Origin of the sequence: Mycolicibacter hiberniae (assembly GCF_010729485.1) — a bacterium.
GTDB classification, from domain to species: Bacteria; Actinomycetota; Actinomycetes; order Mycobacteriales; family Mycobacteriaceae; genus Mycobacterium; species Mycobacterium hiberniae.
Window position 1 is genome coordinate 3,684,279 of the sequence record NZ_AP022609.1, and the last position, 19,400, is coordinate 3,703,678.

Genomic DNA, 19,400 nt, shown 5'->3' on the forward strand with positions numbered 1-19,400 from the left:
CACGTCTTCGGGATGTCGCACACGCTGTACTCGCTAAACAAGAATGCCAAGCTTACCGGAACCGCCAATCCGGCTGGCAAACGCTACTCATCAGCTCGGCAAACGCAGCCGGGCCGCAGCCCTTGTGCTCAGCGCCCGTTGAGGGAAGGCTGAACTGCGGAGGAGGCTGCCATGGCAGACAAGACCGGGACGTCACGGGGTACGAGCGCCGCCCCGACTGCGGCCACTCCGGCCGCCATTCGCAATGTCGTCCTGGTCGGTCCGCCCGGTTCGGGCAAAACCACGTTGGTGGAGGCAATGCTGGTATCCGCCGGGATGTTGCCGCGGGCCGGCTGCATTGCCGAGGGCACCACGGTCTGCGACTACGACGAGTCGGAACTTCGGCAGCAGCGATCGGTCGCGGTCGCCTGCGCCTCACTGGCCCACCACGGCGTCAAGGTGAACCTGATCGACACCCCGGGTTATGCCGATTTCCTCGGCGACCTGCGCGCCGGGTTGCGGGCCGCCGACTGTGCGCTGTTCGTGATCGCAGCCAACGACCACCTCGACGACACGGCCGCCGCACTGTGGCGCGAGTGCGGCCGGGCCGCCATGCCGCGCGCTGTGGTGGTGACCAAACTGGACCACCCGCGGGCCGACTTCCCCGGGCAGCTTCAAGCCGCCCGCACCGCGTTCGGTCACGAGGTGCTGCCCCTGTATGTGCCCGGGCCGGCGGGCGGCTCCGGATTGATCGGGCTGCTGACCGCCGACACCTGTCCGGTACCCGGCGCCGAGGACCAGCGCAGCGCGCTGATCGAGGCGATCATCGAGGCATCCGAGGACGAGTCGCTGTTGGACCGTTATCTGGCCGGCGAGCCGATCGACCCCGCGGTACTGGCCGCCGACCTGCATCGGGCGGTGGCGCGTGGTTCGTTTTTCCCGGTCATCCCGGTGTGCAGCAACACCGGCGCCGGCATAGGCGAACTGCTCAACGTCGTCACGACCGGCTTCCCCGCGCCTGCGGAGCATCCGCTGCCGGAGGTGTACAGGCCTAGCGGCGTGGCACGCTCCGGGCTCAGCTGCGATCCGGACGGGCCGCTGGTGGCCGAAGTCGTCCGGACCACCTCGGATCCCTACCTCGGGCGGATCAGCCTGGTCCGGGTGTTCTCCGGAACCATCCAGCAGGACAGCGGGATTCACGTCAGCGGTCATTGCGCCGGATTCTTCGGCGACGCCGCCGGCCGTGCCGATCACGACGAAGACGATCGGATCGGGACGCTGGCGTTTCCGTTCGGCAGGCAACAGCGCCCCGCCACCGTCGCGATCGCCGGGGACATCTGCAACGTCGGCCGCCTCAGCCATGCCGAGACCGGCGACACCCTGTCCGGCAAGGACGAACCTCTGGTGTGCAAACCCTGGCCGACGCCGCATCCGCTGCTTCCCGTCGCCGTCATGCCGCACACCAAGTCCGACGAGGAGAAGCTGGCCGTGGGACTGGCCCGGCTGGCCGCCGAGGATGCGAGCCTGCGCATCGAGCGGAATCCGGAGACCCATCAGATCGTGCTGTGGTGCATGGGCGAAGCGCACTCGGGCATCGTCCTGGACGCGCTGGCCCACCGCTACGCGGTATCGGTGGACACGGTTGCGCTGCGGGTGGCACTGCGGGAAACGTTCTGCGCCACGGCCAAAGGCCATGGCCGGCACGTCAAGCAGTCCGGCGGTCACGGCCAATACGCCATTTGCGATATCGAAGTCGAGCCATTGGCGCCGGGCAGCGGCTTCGAATTCGTCGACCGTGTGGTCGGCGGTGTCGTGCCCCGGCAGTTCATCCCGAGCGTGGCCAAGGGCGTCCGCGCGCAGATGGAGCGTGGCCTGACCACCGACACCGGTGGCTATCCGGTGGTCGACATCCGGGTCACCCTGGTCGACGGTAAGGCGCACAGTGTCGACTCCTCCGATGTCGCGTTCCAGCTGGCCGGCGCCGCCGCCCTGCGCGACGCCGCCGCGCCCGGCGCGGTGCGTTTGCTCGAGCCTCTCGACGCTGTCAGCGTGCTGATTCCCGACGACCTGGTGGGCGCGGTGCTGGGCGATCTGTCCGCCCGCCGCGCCCGAGTGCTCGGCACCGATACGGCCGGCACCGGCCGCAGCCGCGTGAAGGCCGAAGTGCCCCAGATCGAGCTCATCCGGTACGCGGTCGACTTACGCTCGTTGACGCATGGTGCCGGTTCGTTCACCCGCGAGTTCGCCCGCTACGAACCGCTGCCGGAATCGGCGGCGGCCCACGCCGCCCGCACCGCCTGACCGCCGGACCACCGGACCACCGGACCGAGAGGATGCCGATGTCGACGATCGCCGGGTTGCCCGCGCACATGCTGTTGCTGCACGTGGTGGTGGCGCTGGTGCCGATCACCGCCGTACTGCTGATCGTGTGCGCGTTGTGGCCGGCGGCCAGGCGGCGGCTGGTCTGGCTGCTGGTGGTCTTCTCCGCCATCACGCTGCTGGTGACTCCGCTGACGGTGACGGCCGGCGAATGGCTGGCCGACACCGGCAAATTCGCCGGCTCGCCCGAGCTGGACGCGCACATGGCCGCCGGGGGTTACGGCCTCTACATGGCCGTGGGTCTGGCGATCGCCACCGCGCTGCTCGTCGGCCTGCACGTAGCACTGTCCCGCGGCAGCAAAGTCGGCCCGCTGCTACGGGCCGGGGTCGTGGCCGTGGTGATCGCGCTGGCCAGCGGGGCGATGTTGGCGATCCACAACATCGGCTCGACGGGGACCGAGGCGGCCTGGGGAAACCTCCTCACCGCGTCGGATACCGACTGACCCTGCACTGACCGCGCCGCAGTTGGCACAATGGACGCCATGCGCAATGTGTGGCGGGGAATCGTGGCGATTGCCGGGTCGGTGGGCCTGGTGTTCGGATCCTTGGGGGCAGCAACGGCCGGCGTCAGCCAGGCCGCTCTGACGTCGCCGGCGAGCGGGCCGGCCGTCGCCGCGATCGAACCTGCCGCCGGCTCGGTCGTCGGGGTGGCCTACCCGGTGATCGTGACGTTCGCCGGACCGGTTCGCGACCGCGCGGCCGCAGAACGGGGCATCCGGATCGACACCCCGGGCAAGCCGGTCGGCCATTTCGAGTGGACGGACAGCGACGTCGTGCAGTGGGTCCCCGACAGCTATTGGGCGCCGCACAGCAAGATCAGCGTCGACGCCCACGGGATGTCGACCGGCTTCGAGACCGGCGACGCGGTGGTGGGGCTCGCCGACATCTCCGACCACACCTTCACCGTCAGCATCAACGGCGATGTCCAGCGGATCATGGCCGCATCGATGGGCAAGCCGAAGCGTCCCACCCCGACCGGCTCGTTCACCGCGCTGTCGAAAGAGCGCACCATCAAGTTCGATTCACGAACCATCGGCATTCCACTCAATGACCCCGAGGGCTATCTGCTCAACGGCGAGTACGCCGTTCGGGTCACATGGAGCGGCGTATACGTGCATTCCGCTCCCTGGTCGGTGGGCTCGCAGGGTTACTCCAACGTCAGCCACGGCTGCATCAACCTCAGCCCCGACGACGCCGCGTGGTACTTCAACACGGTGCGTCTCGGCGACCCGATCATCGTCCAGGCCTAGCCGACCACAAACGCGACGCAACTGCAGTGGGCAAGCGCCCCGTTGCGTCGCGTTTGCGCTCGGCTCGCCTCGGGCCTCAGCAGGCGCCGAGCACCGCGGTGGGCATGTGTGCGACGTAGCGCTCGGCGCGCTGGTCGCGACCCATCTCGCGGCGAGCGGCCAGGTGCCGACGCAGCCGGTTCGGCCGACGGCTACCCCCCGAACGCGCGGTCGAGCCGTCGAGAGCAAGAACACCGGTGATAAAGGGACCCATGATTTTCTCCTGCCGGGAAGGTCACCGGCCGGCCCAACCGCCAGGGTTTGGCGGAACTGAGATTCAGACCGCAGCGCAGGAGCCGGAGCCGGTGAGGAACAGATCGGTCATCGAACACGGATACGGATGTGGACCGTCACTAGAACTCACTTCGCCCTCACCTCCTTCCGGCCAGGACACACGGGCATGTCGGGGCAATTGCCACCATGGTCGCATCGAAACACCGGACCGTCAAACGCAAATGGGCTGCGACGACATCGGACGCTCTACCGATGGCCCCTGGCGGTTACCCGAAACCCCTTTGCGGTAAACGCTATTCGCGCGTTTCCCTCACAGCAGGCCGAGCAGTTGCAGATCCGTGACGTACTTGACGATCACTGCCGGGGTCACGTGCGGGATGTCGGCATGCTCGGGATCCGGCCCGATTCCGGCGGACTGGACCGCAGCCCGGAATCTGTCCGTCGGCGCAATCGACCCGCAGATCGGCGGCTGCGGCTTCTGATAGTTGTGCAGCAGCGGCAGCAGTGACGCCTGGCGCTGGCGTTCGGGCAGCGCCCGCAGCGTGGTCTCGAACCGCTGCAGCCAGTCGCCGTAGTCGGCGATCCGCCGGATCGGGTAGCCGGCCTCGATGAGCCAGTCGACGAACTCATCCATGCCCAGCCCGTCGTCGTAGGGGTTCATCACGTGGTAGGTGGTGTAGTCCCCGCCTGCCGCCGCGGCCAGGGTTGTGGACGCCTCGGCGATGAACTCCACCGGCAGGCCGTCGTAGTGGGCGCGCTGCCGGTGGCCGTCGTGACTCAACTCGTAGAAGGATCCGGGCGCCACCCCGGTGGCCACCAGGCTGAACATCATCCGGCTGAACATGTCGGGCAGGTTGAGCTGGCCGGCGTAGCTGGTGTCGGCCAGGATCATGTCGCAGCGGAACACCGCCACCGGCAGGCCGCACAGGTCGTTGGCCTCGCGCAGCAGCACCTCACCGGCCCACTTGCTGGTGCCGTACCCGTTGGCGTAGGCGTCGTTGATCGCCCGAACCGGGCTCATCACGCGCACGTCGGCGTCTTCGGTGAACGCGCCATTCGGGACCTGGTCGCCGACAGCGATGGTGGAGAAGTAGGTGAACGGCTTGATCTTGCCGGTGAGCGCGAGCCGGATGAGCTCTGCGGTGCCAAGCGCGTTCGGCCCGAACAGTTCGCTGTAGGGCAGCACGTGGTTGACCAAGGCGGCCGGGTCGATGATGACATCGACCGTGTCTGCCAGGCGCTGCCAAACCTCTTGTTCCAGGCCGAGATTGGCCTCACCCTTGTCCCCGGCGACAACCTCCAGATGCCCGTCGGCCAGCTCTGTGTAGCGGGCCAGCAACTGCCGGTCTCCGCTGTCGAAGACGCTGTCGAGGCGCCGGCGGGCTTCCCGGTCGGACTTCGCCCGCACCAGGCAGATCAGCTTGCCGCCCACCGGTGCCAACCGCTGCAGCCACTGCAGCGCCAAGTAGCGACCGAGGAAGCCGGTCGCACCGGTCAACAGCACGGTGCGCACCTCTTCGGACGGTCCGGGCAGCGTCGCCGCCGCGGCCAGCGTGGCCTCGCCAACGAATTTGTCCAGGGTCAGGTCGGCTGCGGCCACATGGTCGGCGTCACGACCGTGCACCGAAGCAAACGTCGGCCGCTTGGCACCGGCTTGCTCGGCACTGCGCTGCACGTCGATGTAGTCGGCTATTGCAGCCAGATCGTTTGCCGGACTGACGATTACGCCGACCGGTACATCGACGTCGAAGATGTCCCGCAGCAGATTTCCGAACGTCAGAGCGGACAGTGAGTCGCCGCCCAGGTCGGTGAAGTGCACATCGGGCGCCAGGTCGCCGGCGGCGGCTCCCAACAACGCCGCAGCGGCCCGCGCGACCGTCTCCAGCACCGGCCGCTGCGCGCCGTGGTGGCGCAGGTCGCTCAGCTCATCGGCCTGACCCGCGGCCAGTTCCGCGTAGCGGCGTTCCAGGCGCTGGCCGTAATGCGCCTTCAGCTTGGGCCAGGCCAGTTTGCGGATCCCGGTCAGCAGTCCGTTCTCGAGCGTGAACGGCTCGGTCTCGATGAGGAAGTCACGGGGCACCTCGTAGGACTGCAAGTCGGCGTCTCTTGCCACCTGCTGCAGCGACTCGCCGATCGCCGCCTTCAGGTCGGCCTCGGAGTCGAAGCGCGCCTGGGCCTGCGGGGTGGGGACCACCACGGCCAGCAGGTAGGGCTGTGCGCTGTTGCCGTAGACGTAGACCTGGTTGACCAGCGGGCTGTTGCCGAACACGGCCTCCAGCTTCGCCAGGGTGACGAATTCGCCCTGCGCAAGCTTGAGGACGTTGTTGCGGCGGTCGACGTAGACCAGCCGGTCGGGCGCGATCTCGGCGACCACGTCGCCGGTGCGGTAGTAGCCGTCGGCGTCGAAGACCTCGGCGGTCACGTCGGGCCGCTTGTAGTAGCCGGGGAACAGGTTCTCGGTCTTGAGCAGCAGCTCGCCGCGCGGGTGCGGGGTGTCGCTGCCGAAATAGCCCAGATCCGGCACGTCGACCAGTTTGTAGTCGATAACCGGGGGACGTCGCACCGCACCGTCCATGAGCACCATGCCCGCTTCGGTGGACCCGTAGCCGTTGCTGACGTGCAGCTCGGTCAGCTCATCGACCCAGGACCGCAGTTCGTCGGAGATCGGCGCGGAGCCGGTCATCGCGAAGATGCACCGCCCGCCGAGCAGTTCTGCCCTCATCTGCGCCAAGACCCCCGCTTCGGCGTCCGCCCGCGCTGCGCCCATGCCGTCGACTTCACTGCGGAAGTGCTGGTAGAGCATCTCCCAGATCCGGGGGACGAAGTTCAGCTCGGTCGGCCGCACCAACGCGAGGTCTTCGAGGAACGTGGACAGATCGCTGCGCGCGCTGAAGTAGGCGGTTCCGCCGTTGCCCAGGGTGCCGTACAGGATGCCGCGCCCCATGATGTGGCTCATCGGCATGAAGTTCAGGGTGATCGAGACAGCGGTCGGGCCGAACCAGTTCTTGGCCGACCGCACCCACATCCGGGTCACATTGCCCTCCGGGTACATCGCGCCCTTGGGGGCTCCGGTGCTGCCGGAGGTGTAGACCAACAGGGCCAGCCGGTCGGGCTCGCCGCCGAAGTCGTTGGGCAGCGACAAAGAGCGGCCGCGGGTCAGCAGGTCGCCCAGCGGCTCGACCACCACCTCGTACCCCGTCAGGCGTGCCCGCGCCGCGGCCAGCGCGTCGCGGTGGTCGTCGAGCTGTTCGTGGTAGTCGAAGACCACCAGCCGGGTGGGGACCGGCCCGGTCAGGGCCAGCGCGACCGCGTCGTCCAGCGAGTCGACACTGGCGGCGATGACACGGGGCTCGGTCTCGGCGGCGATGGGCACCAGAGCGCTGAGGGCCGCCGACGTCTGCAGCGGCACCGAGACGGCACCGATCATGCCCAGCGCCACATCGATGACGGTGTAGTCGACGCTGGTGAAGCCCAGCACCGCGACCCGGTCACCGGGGCGCACAGCGCCGGCGGCCAGGGCGGCCGCCGCAGCGCGGACCCGCTGCCCCAGTTCGCCGTAGGTGATGGTGTCGTAACGCGGAAGCAGCACGGCGGTGGTGCGCCCGGTGGCGGGATCGGTCACGTAGTCGACGGCGCGTTGCCCCAGCGCGGGGCGCTCGGCGTAGCCGTCGAAGACGGTCTGGATCACCTGCGCCAACCGCGGCAGACGTTCGAGCTCGGCGGAGATGGCCGGGTCGGGTCGGGCGGCGGCGAACTGCGGGTCGGTGGCGACCAACTCGGCAACGCGGCGGGTGAGGCGCTCCTCGGATTCGATAACAGTGGACATGGTCAACCTCTAATGGGATATCGCGTGAAATTGCTTTATGACGTGCGCGGGCACGATCCGCACCCACACAACTACGTTAGCAAAACTAAGTTAATGGATAATCCCGGCGCGGGTGTGACGTTGCACTCACGCCACGGCAGCTAGCTCAGCGACTCTTCCAGCCACGGGAGCAGCCACTTGACCCCCTCGGGCGTCAGGTGGATGCCGTCGCTGCGAACCTTGATGCCGTCCACCTTGGCGGTGTAGGTGCCCGTCGGTCCCAGCTTCTTGTTCAGGTCCATCACCGTCACAGCCTCACGGCCGGCGACCTCCCGGCGCAGCAACGCGTTCCAGCGATCGACACGCTCGGGTTTGTCCTCGGGCCACAGACCGCCGTCGGGCCGCTCGCCATACCGGCTGTAGGGCACGGTAGTGACAACCACCCGGCTGCCGGCAGATTCCAGCACGTCCAGGGCGCGGCGCAGCTCGGCGGTCAGGTAGGCGTCGAAAGTCGGGGCCCCGATGTGCGACCACCGGCCCTCATTGACGCGATCCACGGTCTCCCAGCGTCCGACGAACAACAGCACGACGTCGGGCCGGTCGGCCTTGACCTGCCGCGCCCAGCGCGCCGGCCACCCGTCGCACTCGGAGCCCTGATCGATGGTCTTGCCGGCCCAGCGGTAGGGGCCGGCTCGCACGATGCTGCACCCGACGACGGTGTGATCGATGAAGTGGTAGCCGGGAGTTTCGGGCAGATAGTGCATCAAGGTCCAGCCGATCGAATCGCCGAACACCGACACGGTGCGCGGGCGTTTGGGATCGTGCCGCACCGCCTGCGGGGGCGGCAGCCGGCGTGCCGGTGGCGACGGTGACACCGCGGCGGCGGCGGCCACGTCCGGCGTCAGGCCGTTCTCGGCCCGGGGCCTGTCGACGACGGGCACCACCAGCAGCGTGACGGCAACGGCGCTGCCGCTGACCGCCGCCCCCAGCGGTAGCAGCGACACCCGCGCCGGCCGCCAGCGGCGGATCGGCTCCTCGATGACCCACCACGACACGGCCGCCAGCAGCAGGGTGGCCGCGCACCGCACGCCGAACAGCGCCCAGCCCGACCAGCCGGTGCGCTCACCGTTGAGGACCAGAAAGACCGGCCAGTGCCACAGGTACACGCCGTAGGAGATGGCCCCCAGCCACACCAGCGGAGACCAGGCCAGCGCCCGGGCGACCAGGCCGCTCTGGTGCAGCGCCACCGGGGCGATCACGGCTATCGCGGCGACGGCCACCAGCGTGAGCAGGCCGCCGCGGAACTCCTCGACACTGCCGGTCGCACGGTGCGCCGCCATCGCCAGCACCGCCAGCCCGGCCAGCGGCAGCAGCCGGGCAACCCACAGCGCGCGCCGGGTGCGCACCACCGACCAGCCTGCCGTCAGCGCCGGCCAGTCCGCCACCAGCAGGGCCGCCGCGGCGGCGCCGATCAGCAGCGCCTGCGCCCGGGTGTCTGTGCCGAAGTAGACGCGGTCGCGGGCGTCCCCGTACGCCGGGGAGGCCAGAACCTCGGCCAGCGTCGCCGAGGCCGCCGCACCCGCGCTGGCAAGCAGGAAAACAGTCAGCCGCACGCCGCCGACCGTGGCCCAGCCGCCACGGCGCCGGGCGCGGGCGCCCCACGCCACGGCGATCGCGATCAGCAGCAGTGGCCACAGGAAGTAGTACTGCTCCTCGACGCCCAGCGACCAGGTGTGTTGCAGCGGCGAGGCGGTGCCGGCCTCGGTGAAGTAGTCGGTGTGCTGGGCCACGAATCGCCAGTTCGCCACCCAGAAGAAGGCGGCGATCGCATCCTCCCGCAGGCCCGCCACGGCCTGCTGTGGCAGTAGTTCGTGGGCTATCGCGACGGTCAGCACCATGAGCACCAGCGCCGGCAGCAGCCGGCGGATACGCCGGATCCAGAACCCGGCGAGATCGATCCGGCCGGTCCGCCCCAGTTCGTCGATGAGCAGCGACGTGATGAGGAACCCGCTCAGCACGAAGAACAGGTCCACGCCGATAAATCCGCCCGACAGCCCGGGAATGCCGCCGTGGTTGGCCAGCACCAGCGCCACAGCCAGGGCGCGCAGTCCGTCCAGAGCGTGGATGCCCGGTCGTCGTTGCTCTCGGCGCATCCGGTCCGCGGCGCGCGCGGTCGCCAACCGGGCGGCCCGCGGGGCCGGCGCAACCCAGCGGGATCTGCCCGAGGTGCGCGTCGAGGTGGCCCTGCGAGTCCGGTTCCCGGCCGGTCGACTCATGTCAGGGTGGTCGCCGTGGGCGCCGATTGGTCGATCCTCTCGCTGGTGGACCACCGAAATCTTAGGGGCGACCGGGGGCCTGCAGCGGATGACACGCTCGTGATCAGGAGACCAATTCGGCAGTGCGCCACCAGATCAGCGCGACGAACAGCGCCAGCAGCGCAAGACCGGCCGCCGCCTGGATCCGGGGACGGTTCGCCGTCGGGGGGTAGGCATAGGCACACGCGATCACCAGCCCGGTGATCAGACCGCCGACGTGCCCCTGCCAGCTGATCCTGGGCACGGTGAAGGTGAAGACCAGGTTGATGACGATCAGTGCGCCGATCCAGCCGACGTCGACATTCAGCCGCCGTCCGACGATCAGCGCGGCGCCGAACAGCCCGAAGATGGCGCCCGAGGCGCCGGCGGTGGCGGAGGTCAGCGGCGCCAACAGGTAGACCGTCACCGAACCTCCCAGGGCGCTGAGCAGGTACAGCGCTAGGTAGCGCGCACGACCCAGGCTGCCTTCGAGTGCGGGACCCACCACATAGAGCGCCCACATGTTCAGCAGCAGATGCATGGCGCCGTAGTGCAGGAACGCCGAGGTCAGCAGTCGGTAGGTCTGCCCCTCGGCCACTGCCGGGGGCCAGAGCACGAGTTCGGACTCGAACTGGTGCGACGACAGCTGTCCGACAAAGGCCAGCACGCTCAACGCGATCAGCGCGTAGGTGGCCACCGGCGTGTTGGTGACGGCGCGCACCAGCGAGTTTGTCCGGCGCACCGTGCCGCCATCCGCGTGCGCGCAATCCACACAGTGCTGGCCGACGGCGGCGCCACGCATGCATTCACCGCAGATGGGGCGCTCGCACCTGGTGCAGCGCAGCGCGGTTGCCCGATCGGGGTGCCGGTAGCAGACGGTCATGGTTACACCTTGTCAGAGCGCTGACGGTAGATTTCACGCTGTGCCGTCTCCCGCTCCGCGCCGAGCATTCAATGACGCCGTCACCCGGTTCTGGAGCTTTGCCGCTCCGGCCTATGACGCTGGGTTCCTGCAGCGTTGGGTCTACCGTCCCGCGCAGGACGAGCTGATCGCCGCGCTGCGGTCTCACCGGCCGGACCGGGTGGCCGACATCGCCTGCGGCACCGGCATCCTGGCCGACCGCATCGAACGCGAACTGTCCCCGGCGGCGGTCTATGGAGTGGACATGTCCGAGGGCATGCTGAAGGAGGCTTCCAGCCGCTCATCGCGGGTGCAGTGGTTGACCGGTCCCGCAGAACAGTTGCCGTTCGATGACGGGTCGCTTGATGCGGTGGTCACCAGCTCGGCGTTCCACTTCTTCAATCAGCCGGCCGCCGTGCGCGAGTTCTACCGGGTACTGGCGCCGGGCGGGATGGCAGCGGTCACCGCGATGAGTCCCCGGCTGCCCGATCCCCTCGAGCGGCTGTCGGGCCTTCGCTGGAACCCGGCGAAACAGCCGACCCCCAGCGAGATGAGCACGCTGTTCACCGATGCCGGCTTCACCGTCACCGACCAGCATCGGGTGGCGCGCCCCGCTTGGACGCTGGTGGTGTCGGATCTGATCACCGTCGGGGTCAAGCGCTCGCCGTAACCGGCGGCCGCCCGCGATTGGGTCGCGGTACCTTCGTTAGGTATGAGAGTGCTCCATCTGGCCGCGGCGGCGGCGATCGCGCTGGCTGCCTGCGGGCCGGCCGCCGGGGTCGCCGGGGCTGATCCGACCCCTGCTCCCCCACCGGCGCCCAAGCAGGTGATCGACGGCGACGGCACCTTCGCCGTCGGCACCGACATTGCGCCGGGCACCTACCGTTCGGACGGGCCGCGTGACGGCCAAGCCTGCTATTGGCGCCGGATCAGCGGCGAGAAGACCCTCGACAGCGCCATGACCAAGAAACCGCAGGTCGTGCTGATCGAGCCGAGCGACACCGCGTTCCGAACGGATCGCTGCCAGACCTGGCAGCTGGCCCAGTGCCCGCCGACCTGCGCGCCGGCGCCGCAACAGCCCGCCAGCCTGCCCGACGTGCTCAAAGGATTCGTGCCGCAGGCACGGCCACCGGCCTCCAGCGGCGGTTAGCGCTCGCCGCAGCTCAGACGCGTTCGGCTTCGGCCAGCTGCAGGGTCGCGCTGTCGACCAGCGTCGCGATCACGTCGTCCGTGCTGAAGTCATTGAGCCACAGGCTCGGCGCGTCGCTGCGGTGCAGCATCGCCACGCCGTGCAACGCCACGGACAACGCGGCGGCGATCCGGTCGCAATCGCTGTCGGAAGCATCGGATCCCTGCCCCCGGCAGGCCAGCAGTCCTCTGGTCACCACCGCCAGCGCCCGCCGGGCAGCCGGCGGGATCTGACCCTTCTGGGTCATCAGGGTGTAGCGCAGCGGATGGCGTTTGGCAAAGGCCACATAGATCCGGCAACCGATGAGCAGGCATTCCCGGGGGCTGGTGGCGTGCTGCACGTATTCGGCGATCTCGTCGGAGACCTGGATCCAGCTCGACTCGGCGACGGCCTCGAGCACCCGCTCCAGGTCGGCGAAGTGCGCATACACCGATGGAGCGGCGATACCGGCCTCCCGGGCGATACGGCGCAGTGAGACCTCGGCCTCACTCTCGGCGCCATCGATGACCCGCACGGCCGCGGCCAGGATCTCGTCGCGCAGCAGCGCGCCGTGACCTCGCAAATTGCGCCGGCGCGGGGGAGGGGGCACGGGGTGATCCTAACGGCCTGTTAGTTGTCCCCACTTGGGTTCTGAATAACATTTTCTGTTGTTTGTGTTAGCTGACACCTATCCTAACGCCAGTTTCTTTACAGTTGTAAGCCCATAAATCGCGGCAAAGGGGCGGTATACCGGTCTAAATCTTATTCCTGTGCCACTGATCCCTTATTTTTCTTAAATTAACGGGTATGGTGAAACCCGTCGGTCGCCAGTCCGTCTGACTCGCCAGGAGGTTTTCTGATGCTTGACGCCATCTACCGCGCCACTCGCGCCCGGATCAGCGAACTGGCCGAGGGGCTCAGCGGGAGCCAGCTACGGCTGCCGGTTCCGGCGACGCCCGGATGGTCGGTGCATGAGGTGTTGGCTCACCTGACCGGTGGCGCCGCGGATGCCCGGGCCCAGCGACTCGACGGGGCGCCGGGTCCGTCCTGGACCGCGCGGCACGTCGCCGAGCGCCGCGACCGTACAGTCGGCGAGCTGCTCAAGGAGTGGGAACTCGCCTCCCCGGCGGTGGAAGCAAGCCTGCCCGAACGGTTCGCCGGGCCCAACCTGGCAGCCGATGCGATCTGTCATGAGGCCGATCTGCATGAGGCGCTCGGCCTGGGCCGCGTCGATCGTGAGCATTGGCAGCCCTTCCTGGACGCCATGGGCCACCTGCCCGGCCGGAGGCTTCCCGAAGCCGAAAGCCTGGTGATCACCGACGAGCTGGGCCGGGAATGGCGGTGCGGATCCGACGACGCCGTCACCGAATTGCGCGCCGACGGCTATGAGCTGTTGCGTGGACTGTTGAGCAGGCGCTCCCGCCGTCAGATCGCCGGGTGGGACTGGTCCCCTGCGCCGTCTCCCCAACTGGTGGACGGCTTCGGGGTTTTCGGCCACCGCGACGACGACCAGCCGATCCCGGGCCGCTGACATCAGAGGCCGCAGGACGCGAGCTGCGGCACAGAGAACGCCACCGATCCGACCCCGCCCGCAGCGGCACGGTTGTGGGCGAGCCGCATTGTCGTCACGTACGTGCACGTTTGAATCTCGGTCGCCGCGTTCAGGTAGACCACGTTGTAGGTGTAGTCGAAGGTGCGGACCAGCTGCTTGGGATCCCACGGTGCGTCCAGCACGAAACCGAGCGACGAGTCCGACCGAATCCAGATGGCGCGTGAACCGCTCTCGCCCACCGACGGCGCCACAGAGAACGCCGAACCTTCGGGCGAGGTACCGGCGATGCGCAGACTGTCGATGCGGTAGCCGGTGGCGTCCGCCGGTACCGGCGGACCCGGCGTGATCCTGGTGGTGAACTGGATTGCGTAGTTAGTGCCTCCGCCGACGGCGGGGCTGGTGGAGAAGCTGGTCCAGCTGAACTCCTGCGGCAGCGCCACAACGCAATCGTCCATCACGTGGTTCGGATCATCGCACCCGCCGGAGCGAGCCGGCGCCGCCAGCGCGCGGGGGCTGGCCAGCACAGCTGCGGCGACCGGTACCGCCCAGACAGCATCGCGCAGGAAGACACGGCGCGAGCACTCGGTATTCGCACCGCCGGTCACCGGCCTACAGTATCGGCTCACGGTCGCATTCGGTTGTCCACTCGCGGAATCGGTGCCATGCTCACCGAATGGTCTGGGACCGCTTGTCCGCCGCCGTGACCGGCCGCCGCTCCTGGCTCATCGCGCTGGTTCCGTTGCTGGTCGCCGTCGCGCTGTTGGCGCTCAGCGGGGGCGATGACTCCGCGACGCGATCGCCGGAGTCTCTTCCGGCCAGCGCCGAATCCGCCCGCGTCGCCGCAGCACTGCCCACCTTCGCCGGCGGGGAACAGGCCACGGCGCTGTTGGTCGCCACCCGCACCGACGGAAAGCCGCTGACGCCCGAAGACCTCGCCGCACTCAATGCGGCCCGCGATCGGCTTGCGCGGGTGCCCCAGGTGCTCCCCGGTCCGGCTGTGCCGGTGCAGGTCTCCGCCGACCGCGAAGCGGCCGTGGCCGCGGTGCCGTTGAACGCCGGGTTATCCGGTTTCGCGCTCACCGACACGGTCAAGGCGTTGCGCGCCGCTGCCGACGACGGTCTGCCGGCCGGGCTGTCCACGCACATCACCGGCGGGCCGGCGTTCGGCGCCGATATCGCCGATGCCTTCACCGGCGCCAATGTCACCTTGTTGGTGGTCACCGCCCTGGTGGTGGCGCTGCTGTTGATCGTCACCTACCGGTCGCCGGTGCTGTGGCTGGTGCCCCTGCTGGTGATCGCGCTGGCCGACCGGGTGGCCACCGTGGCCGGGTCCGCCGTCGCGAACGCCGCGGGTGTGACCCTGGACGGTTCGACCGCCGGGATCACCAGCGTTCTGGTCTTCGGCGCCGGCACCAACTACGCGCTGCTGCTGATCTCGCGCTACCGCGAGGAACTCCGCGTGGCCCCCGACCACCGCGCTGCGCTCCGCCGCGCGGTGGCCGCCGCCGCCCCGGCGATCCTGGCCAGCAATGCCACCGTGGTGCTGGCCCTGCTGACGCTGATCCTGGCGGTCACCCCGAGCACCCGCAGCCTGGGGGTCTGCGCCGGCTGCGGGCTGGTGGTGGCCGCCGCGTTCGTCCTGCTGCTGCTGCCCCCACCGCTGGCACTGTTCGGGCGGAAACTGTTCTGGCCGTTCATTCCCCGGCCCACCGGAGACGCGGTGCCGACCCTGTCAGGCCCATGGCACCGCGTCGCCGACGCCGTCTCGCGCCACCCGGCAGTGGTGTGCACGGCGGCGGTTGCCGTCCTGGCGGTATCGGCGGCCGGCCTGCTGGGCACCGGGGTCGGGTTGTCGCAGACCGAGCAGTTCCGGTTACAAGCCGACTCGGTGACCGGATTCGACCGGCTGGCAGAACACTTCCCGGAGGGCGCTGCGAGTCCGGCCGTCGTGATCGGCCCGACCGCCCGCTCTGCACAGCTCAACCGGGCGATCACCGCGGTACCGGGCGTCGCCTCGGCGATGCAGACCGGTGTTTCCGAGACCGGACGGACCATGTGGTCGGTGGTTCTCGACGCCGCACCGGCGACCGACGCGGCTTTTAAGATTGTTTCCGGACTTCGTGATTCGGTGCGCGCCGTGGATTTCCGCGCGTTGGTCGGCGGCGCGGACGCCGAGGCCCTCGACATCCGCGACGCCGCCATCCGCGATCGCACGGTGCTGATTCCGCTCATCCTGCTGGTGGTTCTCGCGGTGCTGTTCGTCCTGCTTCGGGCGGCGCTGGCGCCGCCGGTCCTGGTGGCGGCGACGGTGCTCAGTGCCCTGGCGGCGCTCGGCTTGGGCGGCTGGGCCAGCCTGCACCTGTTCGGATTTCCGGCTCTGGACAACAGCACTCCCCTGTTCGCGTTCCTGTTCCTGGTTGCGCTGGGAGTGGACTACACCATCTTCCTGGTGACCAGGGCCCGCGAGGAGACCCGCGGACACGGCACCCGCGAAGGGATGGTGCGCGCGGTGTCGGCGACCGGTGGGGTCATCACCAGCGCCGGGATCGTGCTGGCCGCGGTGTTCTGCGTCCTGGGGGTGCTGCCCCTGATCGTGCTGACCCAGCTGGGCATCATTGTCGGTCTCGGAATCCTGTTGGACACCTTTGTTGTTCGCACACTGGTGATTCCAGCGCTCTTCGCACTGATCGGCGACCGGATCTGGTGGCCGAACCCGCCGGTCGAGCAGGCCGGGACTCAGAGCGCCGCCCAGACCGACTTGGTCTTCAGGTAGCCATCGATGCCCTCGTAGCCGAACTCCTTGCCCATTCCGGACTGCTTGTAGCCTCCGAACGGGACGTTGTGGTCGAAGGTCAGCTGGCAGTTCAACCCGACCATGCCGGCCTGCAGTCGCTTGCCCAGGTTGTGGGCGCGAGCCAGGTTGGTGGTCCAGACCGTGGCAGCCAATCCGTAGTTGGTGTCGTTGGCCATCGCCACGGCCTCGTCGTCGTCGTCGAACGGCAAGATGGTGACGACCGGACCGAAGATCTCCTCCTTGTAGAGCCGGCTGGTGGCCGGGTCCACGTTGGTGATCACGGTGGGCTTGACGAAGTAGCCTTTGCGGTCCAGCCGGTAACCGCCGCTGACGATCTCGACGCCGTCCTGCTTGCCCTGCTCGATGTAGCCCATGACGCGCTGCAGTTGTTTGGCGCTGACCAGCGGGCTGATCATCGATCCCTCGTCCTTGGGCCCGCCGAGCACCAGGTTCTCGCCGATCATCGCGATGCCCGCCACCACACGCTCATAGACGCTGCGCTGCACGAAGACCCGCGAACCGCACACGCATCCCTGGCCGGAATGCACGAAGATGCCCATCGCGGCCATCATGATCGCCATGTCCAGGTCGGCGTCCTCGTAGATCAGCACCGGGGACTTCCCGCCCAGCTCGAGCGTGACCTTCTTCAGGTTGTCCGCGGCATTGCGCATGATCTCCTTGCCGACCTCCGTGGAACCGGTGAAGGCGACCTTCTCCACATCGGGATGGCTGGTGATCGCCGCGCCTGCGGTGGCGCCATAGCCGATGACGAAGTTCGTGACGCCGTCGGGCACCCCGGCCTGGGCGATCAGGCGTTCCAGCAAGACCGCCGACAGGGGTGTCTCCTCGGCCGGCTTGACCACGCTGCTGCAACCGGCCGCCAGCGCCGGGGCGATCTTGGCGCAGGCGTTGAACAGCGGACCGTTCCAGGGATAGATCAAGCCCACCACGGAATAGGGTTCCTTCACCGTGTAGGCATGCATATTGGCGTAGGTGCCGGTGACGCCGCCCTCCATCTGCACCTGGTAACTGCTGCCGTTGAGCTTCGTGCACCACCCCGCGTAATAGCGGTAGAACTCCGCACAGGTCGACACGATCATGGCGGACTGGGCCGGTGGCATGCCCGAGTCCAGCGACTCCAGCTCGGCGAACTCCTCGGCGTGCTCGTCGATCAGGTCTGCGAGTTTCCACAGCACCCTGGCGCGCTGGCGAGCCGGCAGGTCGGTCCACACGCCGGACTGGTAAGCCGCCTTGGCGCGGGCGACGGCTTCGTCGACGGCTTCGGGACCGGCGTCACGGAACTCGGTGATCTGTTCCTCGGTCGCGGGGTCGATGACGGCGATGACGTCACCGGTGCCCGGCCGCTTCGCAAGATCGTTGATTACCGACTGCACTGTCATGCACAGATTCCTTCTGGTCGCCGCGGCAGGTGATGCTGTGCACCTGCTTAGCATCACGGGCGCGCGATGGTCAACACCCGGCCGCTCCGTCGGTCCGGCTGCTCGGCCGGTGGAACCGGCGGCCAGTGCTATGCCGGACCGCCCGGCAGCGAGTAGGTGACCCCGGTGAATTCTTCGGCGATCGCCCACAGCCGCCGCTGCGCATCGACGTCGAGCGCTCGGGCGGCGGCCCGTACCGGTACCGGCGGCCCGATCTGCTCGAAACGCCCTCCCGGGCCGTAGAACTGGCCTCCGGTGGCGGCCGGATCGGTCGCAGCCCGCAGCATGGGCAGCGCCCCCTGCGCAGGCCCCTGGGTGAACCAGCCGGTCAGATAGCGGAAGCGGCTGTCGAACACCCAGCGGATCGCTCCCGGCTGCTCGCGCAGGATCGAGGTGCGGGTACCCCCGGGGTGCGCGGCGAGCGCAATAGCCGCGCTGCCCGCGGATTCCAGCCGCCGCTGCAGCTCGTAGGTGGCCATCAACTGGGCCAGCTTGGACTGCGCGTAGGCCTTGGCCATGGTGAAGACCTTCTCCGACTGCAGATCCTCGAAGGCGATCCGGCCGCTGCGGTGGGTCTTGCTGCTCACCGCGACGATCCGGCCCGCGGGGGATGCGCGCAGGCGATCGAGCAGCAGGCCGGTCAGGGCGAACGGGCCGAGGAAATTCGTGCCGAGATCGCCCTCGAAGCCGTCGGGGGTCACCTGACGGCTCTGGTGCATGACACCGGCGTTGTTGACCAGGATGTCGATGACGGGATAGCCGGCCCGCAGCACGTCCGCGCAGGCACGCACCGAGGTCAGGTCGCTGACATCGAGATGAACGACCTCGACGCGCGCTTCCGGAGCCGACCGGCGGATGTCGCTCCGCGCCTGCGCTGCGGCGGCGCTGTTGCGGCAGGCCAGTACGACAGTGGCCCCCAGCACCGCCAATCCCCGGGCCACTTCAAGGCCGACCCCGGTGTTGGCCCCGGTGACCACCGCGGTGCGGCCGGCCTGAGGCGCGCCCTGCTCCAACGACCAATGGGCCGCGTCCATGCCCGGCTGCCCTATCCGCGGCTCGCCGTCGCGAAACGCTTGTCGGTATACCGGCGCAGGTTGGACAGGAAGCGGCGGAACCCCAGGTTCATCAGCGGGCCACTGACCGGGGACGCCCACCGGGCCGGGCCGGTCAGCTGGTTGGCCACCGTCCAGGTCAGCCGGCACCCCTGCGCGGTGGGCTCGATGCGATAGTCCTCGACGAACACCGCCAACGCCGAAGTCGAGCTCGCGTTGAAACGAAAAGCCATGTGCTGCCCGGGTTCCCAGGCCAGGAACTCCTCGTCGCCGACAATCCCGCCACGCATGTCGACCACGCGGGTGGTGCCGACTCCGTGCGGTTCGGGGCTGGTCCAGGTCACGTTGGTGATCACGCTGGCCCAGCGCGGCCACGCATCGGCGTCCACCAGCACCTCCCAGACCTGGCCCGGCGTCACGGCGAGGTCGACGCTGTTGCTGAACCGCTGTGGGGCCTGCTCCAGATAGTCGAGGCCGACCTTCGCGCACGGATACATCCGGGGCAACTGGCACT

Annotated in this window: 16 protein-coding genes; 7 read left to right on the plus strand and 9 right to left on the minus strand. The window is 68.8% G+C overall.

The genetic code is table 11. The features are described from left to right. Positions 1 to 171: 171 nt before the first annotated feature. The 3 genes from G6N14_RS17405 to G6N14_RS17415 are packed head-to-tail and all read left to right on the plus strand — an operon-like array spanning position 172 to position 3,608. Positions 172 to 2,280, plus strand: a complete 2,109-nt coding sequence (locus G6N14_RS17405; RefSeq protein ID WP_085133857.1) for an elongation factor G-like protein EF-G2 — start codon at positions 172 to 174, stop codon at positions 2,278 to 2,280. 38 nt (positions 2,281 to 2,318) lie between these two features. Next, positions 2,319 to 2,801 (plus strand): hypothetical protein, encoded by a 483-nt coding sequence (locus G6N14_RS17410; RefSeq protein ID WP_085133868.1) that lies wholly within the window; start codon positions 2,319 to 2,321, stop codon positions 2,799 to 2,801. A 48-nt stretch (positions 2,802 to 2,849) separates the two neighbouring features. After that, on the plus strand, positions 2,850 to 3,608 hold the full coding sequence (locus G6N14_RS17415; RefSeq protein ID WP_407663178.1) for a L,D-transpeptidase: 759 nt from the start codon (positions 2,850 to 2,852) through the stop codon (positions 3,606 to 3,608). A gap of 76 nt (positions 3,609 to 3,684) precedes the next feature. Here G6N14_RS17415 and G6N14_RS17420 read toward each other — a convergent pair whose 3' ends face one another. From G6N14_RS17420 to G6N14_RS17435, 4 genes are all read right to left on the minus strand, one after another. Beyond that, positions 3,685 to 3,861 carry a hypothetical protein gene (locus G6N14_RS17420; protein WP_163787214.1) on the minus strand — a complete coding sequence of 59 codons (177 nt, stop codon included), beginning with the start codon at positions 3,859 to 3,861 and terminating at the stop codon, positions 3,685 to 3,687. Positions 3,862 to 4,191: 330 nt separating this feature from the next. Beyond that, a complete protein-coding gene (gene car / locus G6N14_RS17425; protein ID WP_085133856.1) occupies positions 4,192 to 7,707 on the minus strand; it encodes a carboxylic acid reductase in 3,516 nt (1,171 codons plus the stop codon). A 140-nt stretch (positions 7,708 to 7,847) separates the two neighbouring features. After that, positions 7,848 to 9,839, minus strand: a complete 1,992-nt coding sequence (locus G6N14_RS17430; RefSeq protein ID WP_234808766.1) for an SGNH/GDSL hydrolase family protein — start codon at positions 9,837 to 9,839, stop codon at positions 7,848 to 7,850. A gap of 226 nt (positions 9,840 to 10,065) precedes the next feature. After that, a complete protein-coding gene (locus G6N14_RS17435; RefSeq protein WP_085133854.1) occupies positions 10,066 to 10,863 on the minus strand; it encodes a rhomboid family intramembrane serine protease in 798 nt (265 codons plus the stop codon). 40 nt (positions 10,864 to 10,903) lie between these two features. Between G6N14_RS17435 and G6N14_RS17440 the strand changes: the two genes are divergently transcribed. Both G6N14_RS17440 and G6N14_RS17445 read left to right on the plus strand, forming a co-directional pair. Further along, positions 10,904 to 11,551 (plus strand): class I SAM-dependent methyltransferase, encoded by a 648-nt coding sequence (locus tag G6N14_RS17440; RefSeq protein ID WP_234808761.1) that lies wholly within the window; start codon positions 10,904 to 10,906, stop codon positions 11,549 to 11,551. Between the two features lie 42 nt (positions 11,552 to 11,593). Further along, entirely contained in the window at positions 11,594 to 12,031 is a 438-nt protein-coding gene (locus G6N14_RS17445; protein WP_085133852.1) for an Rv1352/Rv1906c domain-containing protein, read from the plus strand. 13 nt (positions 12,032 to 12,044) lie between these two features. On the opposite strand, the gene G6N14_RS17450 is transcribed toward G6N14_RS17445, so the two are convergent. Further along, complete coding sequence (locus tag G6N14_RS17450; protein WP_234808760.1) at positions 12,045 to 12,659, minus strand: TetR/AcrR family transcriptional regulator; 615 nt, start codon at positions 12,657 to 12,659, stop codon at positions 12,045 to 12,047. 249 nt (positions 12,660 to 12,908) lie between these two features. Between G6N14_RS17450 and G6N14_RS17455 the strand changes: the two genes are divergently transcribed. Further along, entirely contained in the window at positions 12,909 to 13,580 is a 672-nt protein-coding gene (locus G6N14_RS17455; RefSeq protein ID WP_085133851.1) for a maleylpyruvate isomerase family mycothiol-dependent enzyme, read from the plus strand. 2 nt (positions 13,581 to 13,582) lie between these two features. Here the strand turns inward: G6N14_RS17455 and G6N14_RS17460 are convergent, their stop codons facing one another. Further along, positions 13,583 to 14,206 (minus strand): hypothetical protein, encoded by a 624-nt coding sequence (locus tag G6N14_RS17460; protein ID WP_085133850.1) that lies wholly within the window; start codon positions 14,204 to 14,206, stop codon positions 13,583 to 13,585. 68 nt (positions 14,207 to 14,274) lie between these two features. On the opposite strand from G6N14_RS17460, the gene G6N14_RS17465 reads away from it, so the two are divergent. Beyond that, entirely contained in the window at positions 14,275 to 16,374 is a 2,100-nt protein-coding gene (locus G6N14_RS17465; protein WP_179960850.1) for an MMPL family transporter, read from the plus strand. Here the strand turns inward: G6N14_RS17465 and G6N14_RS17470 are convergent. The 3 genes from G6N14_RS17470 to G6N14_RS17480 form a co-directional block, all read right to left on the minus strand. Further along, entirely contained in the window at positions 16,338 to 17,795 is a 1,458-nt protein-coding gene (locus G6N14_RS17470; protein WP_085133849.1) for an aldehyde dehydrogenase family protein, read from the minus strand. The two genes, G6N14_RS17465 and G6N14_RS17470, sit on opposite strands and share 37 nt — an antisense overlap. Before the next feature lie 128 nt (positions 17,796 to 17,923). Then, on the minus strand, positions 17,924 to 18,868 hold the full coding sequence (locus G6N14_RS17475; RefSeq protein WP_085133848.1) for an oxidoreductase: 945 nt from the start codon (positions 18,866 to 18,868) through the stop codon (positions 17,924 to 17,926). An 11-nt stretch (positions 18,869 to 18,879) separates the two neighbouring features. Continuing rightward, entirely contained in the window at positions 18,880 to 19,383 is a 504-nt protein-coding gene (locus tag G6N14_RS17480) for an SRPBCC family protein (RefSeq protein WP_085133847.1), read from the minus strand. Positions 19,384 to 19,400 lie beyond the last annotated feature (17 nt).